This window comes from Defluviicoccus vanus (genome assembly GCF_014672695.1).
GTDB classification, from domain to species: Bacteria; Pseudomonadota; Alphaproteobacteria; order Rhodospirillales; family Defluviicoccaceae; genus Defluviicoccus; species Defluviicoccus vanus.
Genome location: NZ_CP053923.1, coordinates 2,095,052 through 2,111,362, shown reverse-complemented (window position 1 = coordinate 2,111,362; position 16,311 = coordinate 2,095,052). Strand labels below are relative to the sequence as shown.

Below are 16,311 nucleotides of genomic sequence, written 5' to 3'. Positions count from 1 at the left end.
ACGTCGCGAGAGGCCCGCCCGGCGAGAGAACCCGTGAAAGACAGGCGATGAGCGATTACGACGACCTGAAAGCGGCGGTCCAGGCCGATGTGGCCGCAGCTGCCGATGCCGACGCGCTGGAGCGCATCCGCATCGCCGAACTTGGCAAGAAGGGCCGCATCACCGGTCTGGTCAAGGGCCTGGGAGCCCTCGACGCCGAGGCGCGCCGCGCCGCGGGCGCAGCGATCAACGTGCTCAAGGAGGAGGTGATCGCGGCGCTCGAAGCCCGCAAGCGCGATCTGGCCGATGCCGCTCTGGCAGCACGCTTGGCGGCCGAGCGGATCGACGTGACGCTTCCCGCCCGCCCGGCGCCGCAGGGGGCAATCCATCCCCTGAGCCAGACCGTCGATGAGGTGATCGCCATCTTCGGCGAGATGGGCTTTGCCGTCGCCGAAGGGCCGGACATCGAGACCGACTGGAACAACTTCACCGCGCTGAACATTCCGCCGGAGCATCCCGCCCGCCAGGAGATGGATACCTTTTATCTGCCGGGCGAGCGCAACGGAGCACGGATGGTTCTACGCACCCACACCTCGCCGGTGCAGGTGCGCACCATGCTGGCGACGCAGCCGCCGATCCGCATCATCGCCCCCGGCCGCACCTACCGCTGTGATTCCGACGCCACCCACTCGCCGATGTTTCATCAGGTCGAGGGGTTGATCGTCGACGAGACGACGCACATGGGCCATTTGAAGGGCTGCCTGATCGGCTTTCTCCGTGCCTTCTTCGCCATCGACGACCTGCCGGTGCGCTTTCGTCCCAGCTACTTTCCCTTCACCGAGCCCTCGGCGGAAGTGGACATCGGCTGTAGCCGGCAAGGCGGAACGCTGAAGATCGGCCACGGCGCCGACTGGCTCGAGATCCTCGGCTGTGGCATGGTCAATCCCAAGGTGCTCGCCAACTGCGGTATCGACCCCGAGCGCTACCAGGGCTTCGCCTTCGGTGTTGGCCTGGAGCGAATTACCATGCTCAAATATGGCATTCCCGACCTGCGCACCTTCTATGACTCCGACCTGCGCTGGCTCAGACATTACGGCTTTGCCGCCCTCGCTGTGCCCTCGGTGGTTGCGGGGCTCGGCCAATGAAGTTCACTCTCGCCTGGCTGCAGCAGCACCTGGAAACCGACGCCTCACCGGCGGAGATCGCCGAGCGGTTGACGATGATCGGCCACGAACTCGAAGCGCTGGTCGACCGCGCCGCCGGCCTGCGCGATTTCGTTGTTGCCGAGGTGCTGGCGGCCGAGTTGCACCCCAACGCCGACAAGCTGCGCGTCTGCGTCGTCGATACCGGAACGAAAACGCTGCAGGTGGTCTGCGGCGCGCCCAACGCGCGGGCGGGCATGAAGGGTGCCTTCGCCCCCGTCGGTTCAACCATTCCGGTGGACGGCACCGTCCTCAAGCCGGCAACCATCCGTGGCGTCGAAAGTTTCGGCATGCTGCTTTCCGAGCGCGAAATGGCGCTGTCGGATGCGCACACCGGAATCATCGAGCTGCCGGCGGACGCCCTTGTCGGCGCGCCGGTCGCTGCCGTCCTTGGCCTGAACGATCCCTTGTTCGATGTGGCCATCACCCCCAACCGCGGCGACTGCCTTGGTGTCCGCGGCCTTGCCCGCGACTTGGCGGCCGCTGGCCTCGGGACGCTGAAGCCGCTCGACATCGTGCCGGTCGCCGGCAGCTACCTCTCACCAATCGGCGTTTCGCTCGCCTTCGATGCGGCGACGGCTGATGCCTGCCCGTATTTTGCCGGCCGGCTGATCCGCGGTGTCGTCAATGGCGACAGCCCGCGCTGGCTGAAGGAGCGGTTGCAGGCGATCGGCCTACGGCCGATCTCGGTGCTGGTGGATATCACCAATTACCTGACCTTCGATCTTTGCCGGCCGCTGCATGTCTTCGATGCCGCCCTCGTTCGTGGCTCGCTGCAAGTCCGCCTCGCCCGTGACGGCGAACGCCTCCTGGCGCTGAATGGTGAAGATTACGCGCTGACGCCGGAGATGACGGTGATCGCCGACGACGCTGGGCCGGAGGCACTGGGCGGCGTCATCGGCGGCGAGCGCACCGGCTGCACCGCGGCGACGACGACGGTGTTTCTCGAGTCGGNNGCGCTGTTCGATCCGCGCCGCACCGCCGCCACCGGCCGCGCCCTGAATATCATCTCCGATGCCCGCTTCCGTTTCGAACGCGGCATCGATCCGGCGTTCCTGGTGGATGGTCTGGAGCTGGCGACGCGGCTGGTCCTCGATCTCTGCGGCGGCGAGGCCTCAGACATCGTCGTCGCTGGCGCCGCACCGCCGACCGCAACCCCCATCGCCTTTCGCCCGCAGCGGGTGCAGGCGCTCACCGGTGTGCGCGTCTCGGACGAAGAGAGTGCGCGCATCCTCAGCAGCCTCGGCTTCGGCATCGCTTGCAGCGCCTCCCCCTGGCCGGTGACCACCCCCAGCTGGCGCAGTGATATCGTCGGCGAGGCCTGTCTGGTGGAAGAGGTGGTGCGCATCGCCGGTTACGACCGCATCCCGATGACGCCGTTGCCGCGCGAAGGCGACCTACCAGCTACGGCACTGACCCCAACACAGCGCAAGCGCGCCCTGGCGCGGCGGACGCTGGCGGCGCGCGGGCTGACGGAAGCGGTGACCTTCTCCTTCCTGGCGCCTGCCGCCGCGGCAGCCTTCGGCGGCGGTGCCGACACCCTGACCCTGGTCAATCCGATCAGTGCCGAACTGGCGGTGATGCGGCCCAGCCTGCTGCCCAACCTGATCGCCGCCGCCGGTCGCAACGCCGATCGGGGCCTGCGCGATGTGGCCTTGTTCGAGGTTGGCCCGCAGTATGCCGGTGACGCACCGGAAGACCAGGCGATGGCGGCATCCGGCATCCGCGCCGGCCGTCTGGCGCCGCGGCATTGGGCCGATGGGGTCCGCCCAGTGGATGCCTTCGATGCCAAGGCGGATGTTCTGGCGTTGCTGGCAGCACTCGGCGCTCCCGTCGACCGGCTGGGGCTGACCATCGACGCACCCGCCTGGTATCACCCCGGCCGCTCCGGCGTCTTCCGTCTCGGCCCGAAGCAGCCGCTGGCCGCCTTCGGCGAGCTACACCCGCGGGTGCTGCAGCTGCTTGGCGCTAGGGCGCCGATGGTGGCGTTCGAGGTCTTCCTCGAAGCGATCCCGCCCGCCCGCGCCAAGGGCACGGCGAAACCGGCGTTGAGCCTGTCCCCCTTCCAGCCGCTTGAGCGCGATTTCGCCTTCGTCGTCGACCAGGGCGTCGCCGCCGAGGCGGTAATCCGCGCCGCCNAGGGGGCGGACAAGGCGCTGATCACCGAGGTCCGCGTCTTCGACGTCTTCGTCGGCGAAACGCTGGGCGAAGGCAAGAAGTCGCTGGCGATTACCGTCGTCCTGCAGCCGGTCGACCGCACGCTGACCGACGCCGAGATCGAGGCGGTGGCGGGGCGGATCGTCGCCGCGGTGGAGAAGGCGACGGGGGGGACGCTGCGAGGGTAGACGCCCCCTCACCCGGCCCTTCGGGCCTCCCTCTCCCCGCGGAGCGGGCGAGGGCAAAAAGAACCTCTCCCTCTGGGAGAGGTCGGCGCGGCCGCGCCGGGTGAGGGCGACTGCGGCCGGACTCACTCTCCGCAACCACACGCCCCGGCAATGTTCGCCAACACCCCCTCGATACTTTCCATCACCTCGCTGTTCCACACCCGAACGACGCGATATCCCTTCGACCGCAGCGCACCGTCCCGCAGCCGATCCGCGGCATTGTCCGCGTGCTGACCGCCGTCGACCTCGACAACCACCTTCGTCTCCACACAAACGAAATCGACGATGTAGGGCCCGATCGGTACCTGGCGGCGAAATTTCAGGCCGGCAAGCTGCCCGTTGCGCAGATGCCGCCAGAGGGTTCGCTCCGCCGGCGTCGCATCGCGGCGGAGTTGCCGGGCTTGTTGGATCGACGCTTCCTGGATCATTGCGTGCACCCCGTCAACCTAACCCGGCTCTGCGGGCTACCCTCTCCCGCGAAGCGGGGCGAGGGGAAAGAGCTGCATCATCACCCAGGATCATTGAGGTTTCGTTGACGCGGCAAGGCCGAACCCAAAAACCTCTCCCTTCGGGAGAGGTCGGCGCGCATGCGCCGGGTGAGGGAACGCCGCTGCCCCGCGCAACCGGGGCTCCGCCCCCTCACCCCGGCCCTCTCCCGCCCGCGGGAGAGGGTGGGCCTTTCGTCCCCGCGGCTTGCTTCGGTCGCGGCGCCTGACGAGCCTCCGGCCCACTTGCCTGGCTCACGGCTCTTGAACTCGGGCACAGCGGAAGCCGAAGTTGCAGCAGCGGTCGTCCGGATCGGAAGCGAAGCGGCACGCCGAGCGCACGTGGTGCACGGCGTAGTTCCAGGAGCCGCCACGCAGCACACGGTCGACGCCGGAGTCGATCGGTCCCAGCGGATCCGCTACCGCCTTGCCGGTGTAGGTTCTCTTCCCATCAAGGCACCACTCCCAGACGTTGCCGTGCATCTCATGCAATCCCCACAGGCTCGCCGGCAGGCTGCCGACGGAAACCGTCTGCTCCCGGTCAACGCCCTTCGGCCCACCGCCGTAGCTGGAGTTGCCGTCGTAGTTCGCCTGGACGGGCGTGATCGTCGCCCCGAAGGAAAACGGCGTCGTCGTTCCCGCCCGGCAGGCATACTCCCATTCCGCCTCCGACGGCAGTCGGTAAGGCTGGCCGGTCTCGACCGACATCCATTCCCCATAGGCCTTTGCATCCTCCCAGTTCACGTTGATCACCGGCCGCTGGCCGCGGCCCCACCCCTCGTCGCCGGGCTTAACCCGCTTCGTGACCTCGCAGAAGTGGTCGTAGGCGGCGAAGGTCACCGCGTAGCGGCCGATCGCGAACCACTTGCCGATCGTCACCCGATGCTGCGGGCCTTCGTCATCCCAACGTCCTTCCTCCCCCGGTGGCGAGCCCATCAGGAACGTCCCCGCCGGGATCACCACCATCTCCGGCAGCCACGGCAAGTCGTCGTCCTTGAACACCGCGAAATCGGGCAGGTCGCGGGGGTTGGTGCCGATGTAGATGCCGTTCTTTTCGGTTGGCTTGGGTACGGCGGCGGCCCTCACCCCGGCCCTCTCCCGCGCGCGGGAGAGGGAGGGACCCGCGTCAGCGGGAGGGTGAGGGCGCTCAGGCAGCGGTGCGGCGTCCCCCTCACCTGGCGCAAGGGCGCCGACCTCTCCCGGGGGAGAGGTTCGTTTCCCCCTCTCCCGCTTGCGGAAGAGGGCCGGGGTGAGGGCGCTTTCNGCCGCACCCGCATCCGCCTTCTGCAACGCCTCCACCACCGCCTCGATGCGCGTCGCCACGTCGTCGAACGCCTCGTCCTCGTTCGCCCACGTGGTGACGGCCTTCGCGTCCTTCGGCACTGCCTGCAGCACCTTGAGGCGAGTACTGGTCCAGCGGCAGGGGCGGAGAATGACCGGGATCACCCGCGCCTCGCCGCGCGCGTGTCGCTCCAGCGCCTTCGTCATCTCTTTGCCCCAGCAGTAGGGCGAGGCGAAGAAGCTGGGACTCACCAGAAGCAGGATGATCTCCGACGTCTCCAGGTTCGCATCGATGGCGCTTTCCCAATCGTCGCTGGCGCCGATCTGCCGGTCGTGCCACTCGGCGATCAGGCCGTTCCAGCGCATGTGCGCTAGTACTACAGTTGCGTTTCTAGTCGTTTCTTGCGGTGACTGCTGGCGGCTGTCGTTTGGTGGCTGCGGCGCCATCGTGAGCAGGCCCAGACGAAGGCGGGATGGGTTTTCGCCCGGAACAGGATCCTTTCGAGCATGTGGCGGATTTCCGGCGTGGCGAGCGGGACGGTCATGCGGCCGCGGCGGCCGGACTCGTTTTGTCCCGTTTATCGAAGGCGATCCGGCGCTGGTCGGCCGANNCAATTTGGCGAGGAAGGCGGCGGCAGCGAGGACCAGGCTCATGTGGCGATGCCATCCGTGCCAGGAGCGCGCCTCGCAGTGATCGAGGCCGAGGTCGTCCTTCGCCCGCAGGAAGCACTCCTCGATCGTCCAGCGGAGGCCTGCGGCAGCGGCAAGCTCGGGCAGGGACGTGCCTTGCCGGGCATAGGCAAGGTAATAGGCGAGTGCTTGCGCATCACGCCGGCTGCGGCGGATGAGCAGCCAGCGCTCGAAACCGTCATCCGTCGACCATCCGAGCGGCAGCCTTGCCCAGTCGTAGAGCCTTGGACCCTTCGCCCCCTCGCCGGCGGTCAGCGACGACCACGCATCGTCCGCCAGCGTGTCCAGCATGGTGGCAGGGTCGGTCTGGACGAGGGTCCCGTCCTCGAGGAAGCGAAGGGTGTGGTTGGAGCGTACGGCAAGGACATAAGGCTGGCCGCGGCCCTCGAGCAGGTGCCGGAGTTGACTGTCCGAGCCGTAGAGCGCATCGGCGAGAACCCAGGCGCAAGGCGGGCCGGCGTCGAGCGTCCGCTCGATCATCTCCCGCGCCATCGCCGGCTTGGTCTTGAATTCGACGTCGTCCGGCACGGCGGCCGTCCGGCGGCGCGTCGCATCGTCCGCCCAGTCTTTCGGCAGGTACAGCTGCCGGTCGATGAGCGCGTGGCCCCAGCGGCTGGCGTAGGCGACGAAAACGCCGACCTGGCAGTTCTCGATCCGGCCGGCGGTGCCCGAGTACTGACGGCCGACACCCACCGAGTGCCGGCCCTTCTTCAGGAAACCGGTCTCATCGACAACGAGCACGCCGCCCGGATCACCCAGCGCGTTCGTCACGTACCCGCGCACCAGATCGCGAAGCTGGTCTGCCGACCATGAACTGCGTCCGAGCAGTGACTGGAGGCGATAGGGTGCCTCGAGGCCCGCCTGTTCGGCCAGCATCCAGCCGGTCTTGCGCGATGCCGCCGAGAACAGCCCGTCGATGAACATCCCGGCCGAACGGCGCGTCTCCGCCCGCCCCAGCGCCGGCGCGATCACCCGCCTCAACCCCTCGAGCTCCGCCTTCCAATCAACAAGCGTGCCCGCCCATTCCGCCACACCCATCCGTCGCCCTCCCACAGCCGCAGGCAACGGAACCATATTAGAGGATAAAATGCAACTGTAGTAGTAGAGCGGAATCCTACCAGTCTGGATCGTATCCGCAGGCGCTGAAGTAGTTTGCGCACTCGGCTGGGGTGAAGTCGTCGGCGAAGCGGCCGATGGCGGCCCAGAGGGCTTCGACGGTGCGCTCGGCGGCCTTGCGGAGCAGGGCCTTGAGCTTCGCGAACGCCTTCTCAATGGGGTTGAAGTCGGGGCTGTAGGGCGGCAGGAAGAGGAGGCTGGCGCCCGCGTCCTTGATCAGCGCATCGGTGCGCGGCCCCTTGTGGCTGGACAGGTTGTCCATGATCACGATGTCGCCGGGGCGGAGCTCGGGGACGAGCACCTTCTCGACATAGGCATCGAAGGCGTCGCGGTTGATCGCTCCGGTGAGCACGAAGGGGGCGATCATGCCGCGCATGGTCAGGGCGCCGACGAAGGTCGTGGTCTTCCAGTGGCCATGGGGGAAGCCCATGCGCAGCCGCTCGCCGCGGGGCGCGCGGCCGTAGGTACGGCCCATGTTGGTCTTCGCCCAGGTCTCGTCGATGAACACGAGGCGCTCCGGGGCCAGGTCGATCTGGCCGTCGAACCACGCCTCGCGCTGCTTCAGGATGTCGGGGCGGTCCTGTTCGGTCGCATGGCCGATCTTTTTTGCGCGTCAGCCCGTGGCGGCGGAAGAACCGCTGCAGCGTGCCGTAGCCGAAGCCGTGGCCCCGCTCGGCCAGCGTCGCGCGCAGCTCTTCGGTGGTGACGTCCGGCGTCGCCTCGATCAGCTGCCGGATCAGCGCGCCTTGCGCCTCGACGCGGGCGGAGCGGCGGTCGCCGCCGAGCGGGCCAGGGCGCGGATCACCCTGCGTCCGCTCCAGCGCCCGCCATCGGCTCACGCTAGCGGCGCTGACGCCGAACCGCGCCGCCGCCGTGCGATGGCTCGCGCCTTCCGCCACCGCCTTGAGAACCCGGACGCGAAGATCGAGGGAAAGCGCTGTCGACATGTCCACCGGCCTCCTCCTCCGGCAGACATCTTGAATCAGAACCAGCCCCCAATGGGAATCCCCAACGATTCACTCAGATCGGCCTCCGCTCTAGCAGCCTGTCGGACTTAACGCGAGGCGGAGCTGTGGGTTATAGAATCCGGGCATGGATTCACGCCCCCGGCCCGGACCTCTTCGGCATGAGCAACTTCCGCCCGATCGACCGCGACAGCGGATTTCTGATGCCGCCGTCGGTGGACGAGTGGCTTCCGCAGCGGCACTTGGCGCGGTTCGTGGTGGAGGTGATCGCGGGGCTGGATCTGCGGCCGATGACCGGCAGCTACCGTGGCTCTGGGGAAGCGTCCTACCACCCCAGCCTTCTGCTGGGCATTCTGATCTACGGCTACGCCACCGGGGTGTTCTCCAGCCGCAAGCTGGAGCGGGCGACCTATGACAGCGTGGCGTTCCGCTTCATCGCGGCGAACGATCATCCGGACCATGACACCATCGCCGCGTTCCGCCGACGCTTTCTGCCGCAGATCGAGAAGCTGTTCGTCCAGGTGCTGGTGCTCGCGCGCGAGATGGGCGTGCTGAAGCTGGGAACGGTCGGGCTCGACGGGACCAAGGTCCACGCCAATGCCAGCCGGCACAGCGCGCTGTCCTATGACCATGCGGGCAAGCTGGAGGCCCAACTGCAGGCCGAAGTGGCCGATCTCATGGCCAAGGCAGAAGCGGCGGACCAGGTGGACATCGCTGACGGCATGTCGATCCCCGACGAATTGGCGCGACGTGAGGAACGGTTGTCCAGGCTCGCCGAGGCCCGGGCGAAGATCGAGGCCCGCGCGAAGGAACGCTTCGAACGGGAGCAGGCAGACCATCAGGCGAAACTCGCAGCACGGGACGCCAAGGCAGCGGCCACCGGCAAGAAGCCCACGGGCCGTGAGCCGAAGCCGCCGGTGGCGACGCCGCTGCCCACGGATCAGATCAATCTGACCGACGAGGAAAGCCGCATCATGGCGGTGGCGGGCGGCGGTTTTGAGCAGTGCTACAATGCGCAGGCGGCGGTGGCGGCGGGCAGTCTGCTGGTGGTGGTCGCCGACGTGGTGCAGGCGCCCAACGACAAGCAGCAGCTTACACCCATGCTGGACAAGATCGGCACTCTGCCGGACGTGCTCGGCAGGCCGGACATGCTGTTGGCGGACAATGGCTACTTCAGCGAGGCGAATGTGCAGGCCTGTGTGGCCGGCGGGATCGAACCGCTGATCGCACTTGGTCGCGAGGCGCATCATCTCAGCCTGCAAGAGCGCTTCGCTGCGGCGCCACCGGCGCCCGAAGACCCCACCCCGGTTCAGGCGATGGCGTATCGGCTGCGCACGCCGCAGGGCCGCGCGCTCTACGCCCTGCGCAAGCAGACGCCCGAGCCAGTGTTTGGCATCATCAAGTCCGTGCTGGGGTTCCGGCAGTTCCTGCTGCGCGGGCTCAATGCCGCCCGTGGCGAGTGGAGGCTTGTGACCATGGCATGGAACCTGAAGCGGATGTTCGCCCTCAGCCGCGCCGTCTAGCCTGCGCGGCCAGTTCCGCAGGCGCGCCAGCGCGACCGCACCGCCCAAAATGGCGCTGACAGAGGCGCCGACGCACCGATCCCTACGCAGGTCCGGCGACGCCCGAGACGCAAGTCCGACAGGCTGCTAGGTGCTTTTCGAGGCGGAGTCGCAGCGCCTCGTCCTCATGCGAATAGGAATAGAAGAGCCTGATCGGCTTTTCGTTGCGTTCGTTGTGATCCGCCATCCCCCGCCTCGTCCTCGCCATCCGTTCTCTGCCCCATCATGGCGACCAAGAGCCCGGCACGCCAACGGAATTGGCGGCTCGACTCGGCTTTGCGGACCCACTCGGGCGTCTTCGATCCCGCCGCCTGCCGCCCCTTGATTGTCGGTCGCGTCTCGCGCAGGATTGGCTCACCGCATCGCTTCCTTTCTGATGGCACTTGCTAGGCAGCCGCTCCATGACCCGCACCTCTCATGTCGTTTTGACCGCCGTTGCTCTTGGCCTCGGCGGCTGCCAGACCGTTGATCGGACGGTGGGAAGCCTGCTGGGCGAACCGACGGTGGTCCGCCCATCCGAGACGCAGCCGGGTCAGCGCTTCCTGACCGCAAACGATCAGGTTGCGGTGCACACCGAGCCGAATGAAGCGTCGCCAATCGTCGGCTTTCTGCGGCTGAAGGAGCCGGTCACCCGAACTGGCCTGGACTCCGGCTATGCCTACGTCTCGGCCCGTGACGGCGATCTCGACGGCTGGGTCGACAATGCCCTGTTGACGACGCGCTTGTACGTCCCCACCGCCGCCAGACCGAGCACCGCACCGTCGCATCCGCGCCCGCCTGCGCCTGCGGCGAATGAAACAGTGCCCGCGGCGAAAGAGGCGACGACGGCACCCGCCCCTCCGAGCGTGAGCGACCCAGCGCGCGAGGAGGAGACGCCAGAAAATGCAACAGCGGCAACGGAGGCTGCTGCATCTCCTCCCCGCCCGCAGTTGACCGAGGTCGCCGCCGAAACGGAGCCGTCAGCGGCGAGCCTTCCCGCTGCCGGGGAGCACGCGGCGGAGCCGCAGGCCGAAATGCTCAATCCCTTCTGATCCAAACCAAGGCTGACGGTGCGCCTGTGCCGGGGAGTTGACATGCCGCACCATCAGCATGTGCTGCTGATCATCCTGTTCGTCGCCGCACTGGCGCCGCTGATCAATGAGCTGCCGCTCAGTTTTCGCCTGCCGCTGGTGGTGATTGAGCTGCTATTCGGCATTGTCATCGGCCCGCAGGGTCTCGACCTGGTGGCGGCCGAGGGCAGCATTCCGACTCTCTCCGCCCTCGGTCTCTCCTTCCTGTTCTTCCTCGCCGGCCTTGAGCTGGATTTCTCCACCTTGCGCGGTCCGCCGCTCAGCCTCGGTATTCTGGGTTGGTTGCTGTCGATGGCCCTGGCACTGGCGCTCGCCTACGCTCTCGCCGTGGCCGGTTTGGTGACTGAGCCGCTCTTCATCGCCGTCGCCCTGGCGACCACGGCGATCGGCACGCTGTTGCCGATCCTGCGCNGGGAGGCGGGCGAGGTGCAGTGCGATTTCGGCCGCTTCGTCCTCGGTGCCGGGGCGATTGGCGAGTTCGGGCCGATCATTCTCTTTTCGCTGATCACCACCGGTGGTGGCGCGATGGCGCTGCGCTCGGGCCTGCTGCTCACCTTTGTCTTCATCGCCCTTGCCTTGGCCGCCTTCGTTTTGCGGGTGCGGCCGCCGCGGNTGGTGCAGATCATGGCGCGCACCTTGCACACCACCAGCCAGTTGCCGGTGCGCCTGTCGATGCTGCTCCTCGGGGCGATGGTGGTTCTCGCCGATGTCTTCGGCCTCAATCTGCTCCTCGGCGCCTTTGCCGCCGGCGCTGTTGTCGGCCTGGTGGCGCGGGGACCGGAGTCGGAAGCCTTCCGCCAGAAGCTCGATGCGATCGGCTTCGGCTTCCTGGTCCCCATTTTCTTCGTCGTCAGCGGCACCCAGATCGACGTGGCAGCGCTCTTCGCCAGCGCCCATACGCTCATCCGCGTGCCAATGTTCCTCATCCTGCTGCTGGTGATCCGCGGTGTGCCGGCGCTGCTCTATCATCGCCATCTGCTGCGGCGCGACAGGCTCGCTCTCGCCCTGTTCTCGGCGACGTCGCTGCCCCTGATCGTCGTCATCGCCAGCATCGGCAAAGCGACCGGTCGGGTCGCGCCCGAGAACGCCGCGGCGCTGGTCGGTTCCGGTATCCTCTCGGTGCTGATTTTTCCGCTGCTGGCGCTGATGCTGCGCGGGGGAGATGCGCGCGATGCGGTTCCCGAGCCGGGCAGCGATGCCATTTGACAGCGGGTCTTGCCCTTGGCGTCGCTAACCCGGGCGAGGGGCGTCGAAACTTAGCCGGGATGGTCGAGCCGACGCGACAGATCCTCATAGCGCCGCAGCATCCCGTTCAGCCGCGCGCACAGTATGCGCAGCACCCCCAGCGCCGACTCGGCATTGCCGGTCACGGTGCTCAGGAAGATATCGGCGTCGATCTTCACCAGCCGGCCCGGTCCCAGCGCCTTCAGCGTCGCGCTGCGCGGCTGACTGAGGATGACTGCCATTTCACCAACCACCTCGTTGGGGCCGACGACGGCAACCCGCACCCGCGTGTCACCCCGCTCGACGAGAACCTCCACCTTCCCTGCTTCGATGACGTAGACGCCATCCGACGCGTCGCCCTCGTGACAGATGATTTCACCGTCATCCACCGTCAGGTAAGTGCTGGAGAAGGCGAGCAGCTTCAGTGCACCGGCTTCCATGCTGGCGAAGATCGGTACCCGGCGAAGCAGCGCAACGGTGATCCCGTAGTTCATCGATCATCTCCGTCCTGTCGGTCCGCGTCCTGCGCCCGTGGTGCGGCAGCGAGGTGTCGCTTATTGTTGTGCTCTGGCATCGTGCTCGATCCCGGCCTGCTGCTCCAGCATCGACTCTTGTTCGACGATGCGTCCCGCTTCGATCACGATCCGGCGGTCGAATCCGTCCGTTTCGGCGCCGGGTCCCATGACACTGATCAGGCCGCTGTGATCGCGCGCCGCAAGGAGACGCCCGACCACCGCCCGCAGCGATGATGCGTCGAGCGTATCGAGCGCCCGATCGAGGATCAGCAGGTCAGGGCGCTTGAGCAGGGCGCGTGCCAGGGCGACTTTTTGCCGCTGCACCGCCGATAGCCGCCCACCGCCGATGCCGACCTGAAATCCGAGGCCGAGATCAGCAATATCCTGGCGCAGTCCCAGTTCCTCCACCACCTCGGCCAGAAGGGCGCCGATCCGCCGCTGGGCGAAGGGCCGGCCGTAAGCCAGCTTGCCGAAGAGAATGTTGTCCTGCACGGAGGCCGGGTCGTTGTACGTCACGGGGTCGAAAAAGGCGATCGAGCCACGGAGGTCGGCAGGCAAGCCCACGGCGAAGGCATGCCGGGCGACGAGGAAGCGGGCTTCGAGCTCGGGTGTGCAGACGCCCAGCCGGTGCCGGGCAGGAATGAGTTTGAACGGCAAGGAGAGGAGCGCTGCGCGATCTTCCTCCTCGGCGTCGGCCAGCGGCAAACCTTCGACGCGCCGGACCACCGCCTGCAGTTCAGTCAGATTATCGCTACTGATAAAGCTGAAGCGCTCGAAAGTCTCGTGTCCTGGCGGGATGTCGCGGAACAGATCAATCATGATCTTGGCGACGCTGAGACCGATTGCCACCATCTCCTCGGTCAGCTCCAACTGGTCGAGGACTTGACGCATATAGTGGTTTGCCGCGATCTGCTCCGGCGCCAGGGCAGGGCCCACCGGGGTGCCGAAGAGGATGTTCTCGGCCACCGACATGTTCGAGTTGTAGCGTTCTGGGTCGAAGGTCTCCACCAGATCGGCAAGGCTGGCGTCGCGCAATCGTTCGCCCAGCATCCGCCTGGCGGTGAGGATGCGCGCCACGAGCTCCGGCTGCTCCGCGGCTTTCAGGCTTTGACGCAGTCCGAGGCTGAACATGTCCTCGCCCAGGTCGACCACGTCGAGCAGTTCGATGATCCGGCTGAGAAGGGCCGCCTCGTCAGCAACGCCGGCGGCGTCATAATCCGTCCACTCCGCTTTCGGGTCGCTGGTTGTGTTACCGCTGCGCTCCGCTTCGTCCTGCCGATAGAGATGCTTGCGCAAGGCTTCGCCTTCGTAGGTCGCCGGCCGCAGCGGTTGGCGGCGAAGGGGATAGAGCAGGTTATCGCGGATCGAGCCAACGATCAGGGTCACCTCCGGACCGACATAGGCGATCCGCCGGCCGGTCACCGCTTCGCCCAGTTGCGCCGCGCTAACGTCGCCAAAATGGATGCTGCCACCGGTTGGCAGCAGAAGGCGAGCCAGGAGCTGGGCGACCGTATCGGCACCGGCGCCGCTACCGCCAATGATCCCCACCCGTTCTTTCAGCTCGAAGCTGAAGGTGATCCCATCCACCAGCCGCACCCCTCCCTCTTCCTCGTACACCAGGTTGCTGGCGATCACCGGGCCCTGCAGGTGCGGCACCTCGGCGGACGCCGTCGCCAGCAAGGCGTCGTCGAGAAGCCCCGGCGCATCGAACTGCTCCACCAACTGCTCGTACTTGATCCGCGTGTCCTCTTTCTGCTGATACCAGTCGAGTAATTCCTTCCACGGCGATGACAGGTCCTTGTAGGCCGCGAGGACCGCAACGAGGGCGCCAAACGAGAGCTGGCCGCGGATGACGAGGTAGCCGCCGATGGAATAGAAGAAAAACGGTGTCAACTGGGCAATGAAGTTGTTGAGAAACTTGATAAAGAATTTCTTGCGGTAGATGCGGAAGCGAATGTCGAAGATCGTTCCCGACCACGCGGCAAAATCGGCCCGGTGCCGCTCTGCCGTATCGTTGGCGTGGATTTCGCTGACCGTTGAGACCGTCTCGCCGATCCGTTCCGACAGGCGGCGGACGGTGCGAACGCGCTCCTTGCCAAGCTGGTTCACCTGGCGCTGCAGTTTCGGAATGACGTAGACCTGCAGCGGATAGAGCGCCACCGCGGCGAGGCCCAGAACCACGTCCTGGACGAACATGAAGGTCAGAATCGTCAGCAAGGTGCCGCCCTGAAACATCGGCTGTGCCACCGCATCGCCGATAAAGCCGCCGAGCGGCTCCACCTCGGCGGTGATCATGGCAATCAATTCTCCTTGCGACGTCTGTCGGAAGCGCGGCAGCGGGAAGCGCAGAATCCGGCTGTATAGTTGATAGCGGAGCCGACGAAGCATCCGCTCGCCGACTAACCCTTTATAAACATTTATGAAATATTTGAAGGCACCGTTGATGCCGACAAGAATGAGAAAAATGGCACACAATACAAATAAATAATCAATCTGATCGAGGCTAAAACCAAGAAACAAAGCAGGAAAGTTATGGCCATCGATAGCCTTGTTGACAATGGTCTTTGGAAGGTCAAGGGACGCGTATAGGAATGGTAAAGATATTCCCGTTATAACCAATAATATGAGTTGCTGCTTCCAGCTGTAGAAACGAATAAATCCGAATATTGTTTTTTTCATTCGGAATGCCGTTTATTTACCTATGGGAACTAAGCTAAATGCGAGCGATTGGCGTTAACACTCCCCACTTTGGAGCACTCGCGAGTTGATGCCATCCTAGAAGTTGATGGCGAAATCGCTAGTGTTTTCAAGGCCCGTTAGTTATTTCTAGACAGCGGCGTGGCGCTAGCAGCAAATTCAGGTCGGCAACCTCAGAGGCGATCCATGCGGCAGCGTGGCGGACAGCGTCGTCTCCTCATCTACAGTCATGACAGCTTCGGTCTTGGCCATTTGCGCCGATGCCGGACCATCGCCCACGCCCTGGTGCAGCACCGTCCCGATCTGCAGGTGCTGATCCTCACCGGCTCGCCGATCATCGGCAGCTTCAGCTTCGCCAATCGGGTCGACTTCGTCCGCATTCCCGGCGTCATCAAGCTGAAGGATGGCGACTATACGCCGCTCAGCCTCGACATCGGCCTGCGCGATATCCTCGCCATTCGCAGTCAGATCATCCACAACACCGCCGATGCCTTTGGCCCCGACCTCTTTCTCGTCGACAAGGAGCCGCTGGGTCTGCGCGGCGAGGTGCGCGAGACGCTGGCGATGCTGAAGGCGCGCGGGGTGCCGCTCGTCCTGGGGCTGCGCGACGTCATGGACGAACCGGGCCAGCTGGCGGAAGAATGGGAGCGGAAGAACGTCGCCCCTGCCCTCGCGCACTTCTACGACCAGATTTGGGTCTACGGCCTGCCCAGCATCTGCAACGCTCTCGAGGGGATCGATCTTTCGGCGAGCATTGCCCGCAACGTCCATTACACCGGCTATCTGCGCCGCACCGTCCAACCCGCACCGCGCGCCTCGATGGTGCCGTCGGTGATCGCCGATGCGCCCTATCTTCTGGTGACCACCGGTGGTGGTGGTGACGGCGCGGCGCTGGTCGATGCGGTGCTGCGCGCCTACGAACACGATCCCGCCATGCCCTACACCGCCTTGCTGGTGCTGGGGCCGTTCATGCACTCGGTGCTGCAGGCGGAGTTCATGGAGCGGACCGCCCGCCTCGCTCGGGTGGAGGCCATCACCTTCGATGCCAATCTGGAAACCCTGATGGCGGGGGCGATGGGCGTTGTCGCCATGGGCGGCTATAATACTTTCTGCGAGATCCTGTCGCTCGACAAGCCGGCGA

11 protein-coding genes and 1 pseudogene are annotated in these 16,311 nt (G+C 66.0%); 5 read left to right on the top strand and 7 right to left on the bottom strand.

Features of this window, described 5'->3' with window-relative positions:
* The first annotated feature begins 47 nt into the window (after positions 1-47).
* Positions 48-1,124, top strand: coding sequence for a phenylalanine--tRNA ligase subunit alpha (gene pheS, locus HQ394_RS09570; RefSeq protein WP_190260074.1), 1,077 nt, complete (start codon positions 48-50; stop codon positions 1,122-1,124).
* Entirely contained in the window at positions 1,121-3,526 is a 2,406-nt protein-coding gene (gene pheT, locus HQ394_RS09565) for a phenylalanine--tRNA ligase subunit beta (RefSeq protein ID WP_190260073.1), read from the top strand. The genes pheS and pheT overlap by 4 nt, the downstream gene beginning before the upstream one ends.
* Positions 3,527-3,648: 122 nt before the next feature.
* Here the strand turns inward: pheT and HQ394_RS09560 are convergent, their stop codons facing one another.
* The 5 genes and pseudogenes from HQ394_RS09560 to HQ394_RS09550 form a co-directional block, all read right to left on the bottom strand.
* Complete coding sequence (locus tag HQ394_RS09560) at positions 3,649-3,993, bottom strand: endonuclease domain-containing protein (protein WP_190260072.1); 345 nt, start codon at positions 3,991-3,993, stop codon at positions 3,649-3,651.
* Between the two features lie 312 nt (positions 3,994-4,305).
* Complete coding sequence (locus HQ394_RS21510) at positions 4,306-5,697, bottom strand: SUMF1/EgtB/PvdO family nonheme iron enzyme (RefSeq protein WP_223292076.1); 1,392 nt, start codon at positions 5,695-5,697, stop codon at positions 4,306-4,308.
* A gap of 11 nt (positions 5,698-5,708) precedes the next feature.
* Complete coding sequence (locus HQ394_RS21505) at positions 5,709-5,876, bottom strand: hypothetical protein (RefSeq protein ID WP_190260090.1); 168 nt, start codon at positions 5,874-5,876, stop codon at positions 5,709-5,711.
* Positions 5,873-7,059: pseudogene (locus HQ394_RS21500) on the bottom strand (IS701 family transposase). The gene HQ394_RS21505 and the pseudogene HQ394_RS21500 overlap by 4 nt, the downstream one beginning before the upstream one ends.
* Positions 7,060-7,135: 76 nt before the next feature.
* Positions 7,136-8,084 (bottom strand): IS630 family transposase gene (locus tag HQ394_RS09550; RefSeq protein WP_407644692.1). Its coding sequence is split into 2 segments (ribosomal slippage): positions 7,136-7,748 and positions 7,747-8,084, totalling 951 coding nucleotides; the frame shifts between segments, so codons are not numbered across the junction.
* Positions 8,085-8,263: 179 nt separating this feature from the next.
* On the opposite strand from HQ394_RS09550, the gene HQ394_RS09545 reads away from it, so the two are divergent.
* The 3 genes from HQ394_RS09545 to HQ394_RS09535 all read left to right on the top strand — a co-directional run bounded on the left by HQ394_RS09545 (position 8,264) and on the right by HQ394_RS09535 (position 11,940).
* Entirely contained in the window at positions 8,264-9,625 is a 1,362-nt protein-coding gene (locus HQ394_RS09545) for an IS1182 family transposase (RefSeq protein WP_190260069.1), read from the top strand.
* 440 nt (positions 9,626-10,065) lie between these two features.
* Positions 10,066-10,695 (top strand): SH3 domain-containing protein, encoded by a 630-nt coding sequence (locus HQ394_RS09540; RefSeq protein ID WP_190260068.1) that lies wholly within the window; start codon positions 10,066-10,068, stop codon positions 10,693-10,695.
* A gap of 42 nt (positions 10,696-10,737) precedes the next feature.
* On the top strand, positions 10,738-11,940 hold the full coding sequence (locus tag HQ394_RS09535) for a cation:proton antiporter (protein WP_190260067.1): 1,203 nt from the start codon (positions 10,738-10,740) through the stop codon (positions 11,938-11,940).
* A gap of 50 nt (positions 11,941-11,990) precedes the next feature.
* Here the strand turns inward: HQ394_RS09535 and HQ394_RS09530 are convergent, their stop codons facing one another.
* A complete protein-coding gene (locus HQ394_RS09530) occupies positions 11,991-12,452 on the bottom strand; it encodes a Crp/Fnr family transcriptional regulator (protein ID WP_190260066.1) in 462 nt (153 codons plus the stop codon).
* 60 nt (positions 12,453-12,512) lie between these two features.
* Positions 12,513-15,152: an ABC transporter ATP-binding protein/permease gene (locus HQ394_RS09525; protein ID WP_223291478.1), complete on the bottom strand. Its 2,640-nt coding sequence runs from the start codon at positions 15,150-15,152 to the stop codon at positions 12,513-12,515.
* Between the last annotated feature and the right edge of the window lie 1,159 nt (positions 15,153-16,311).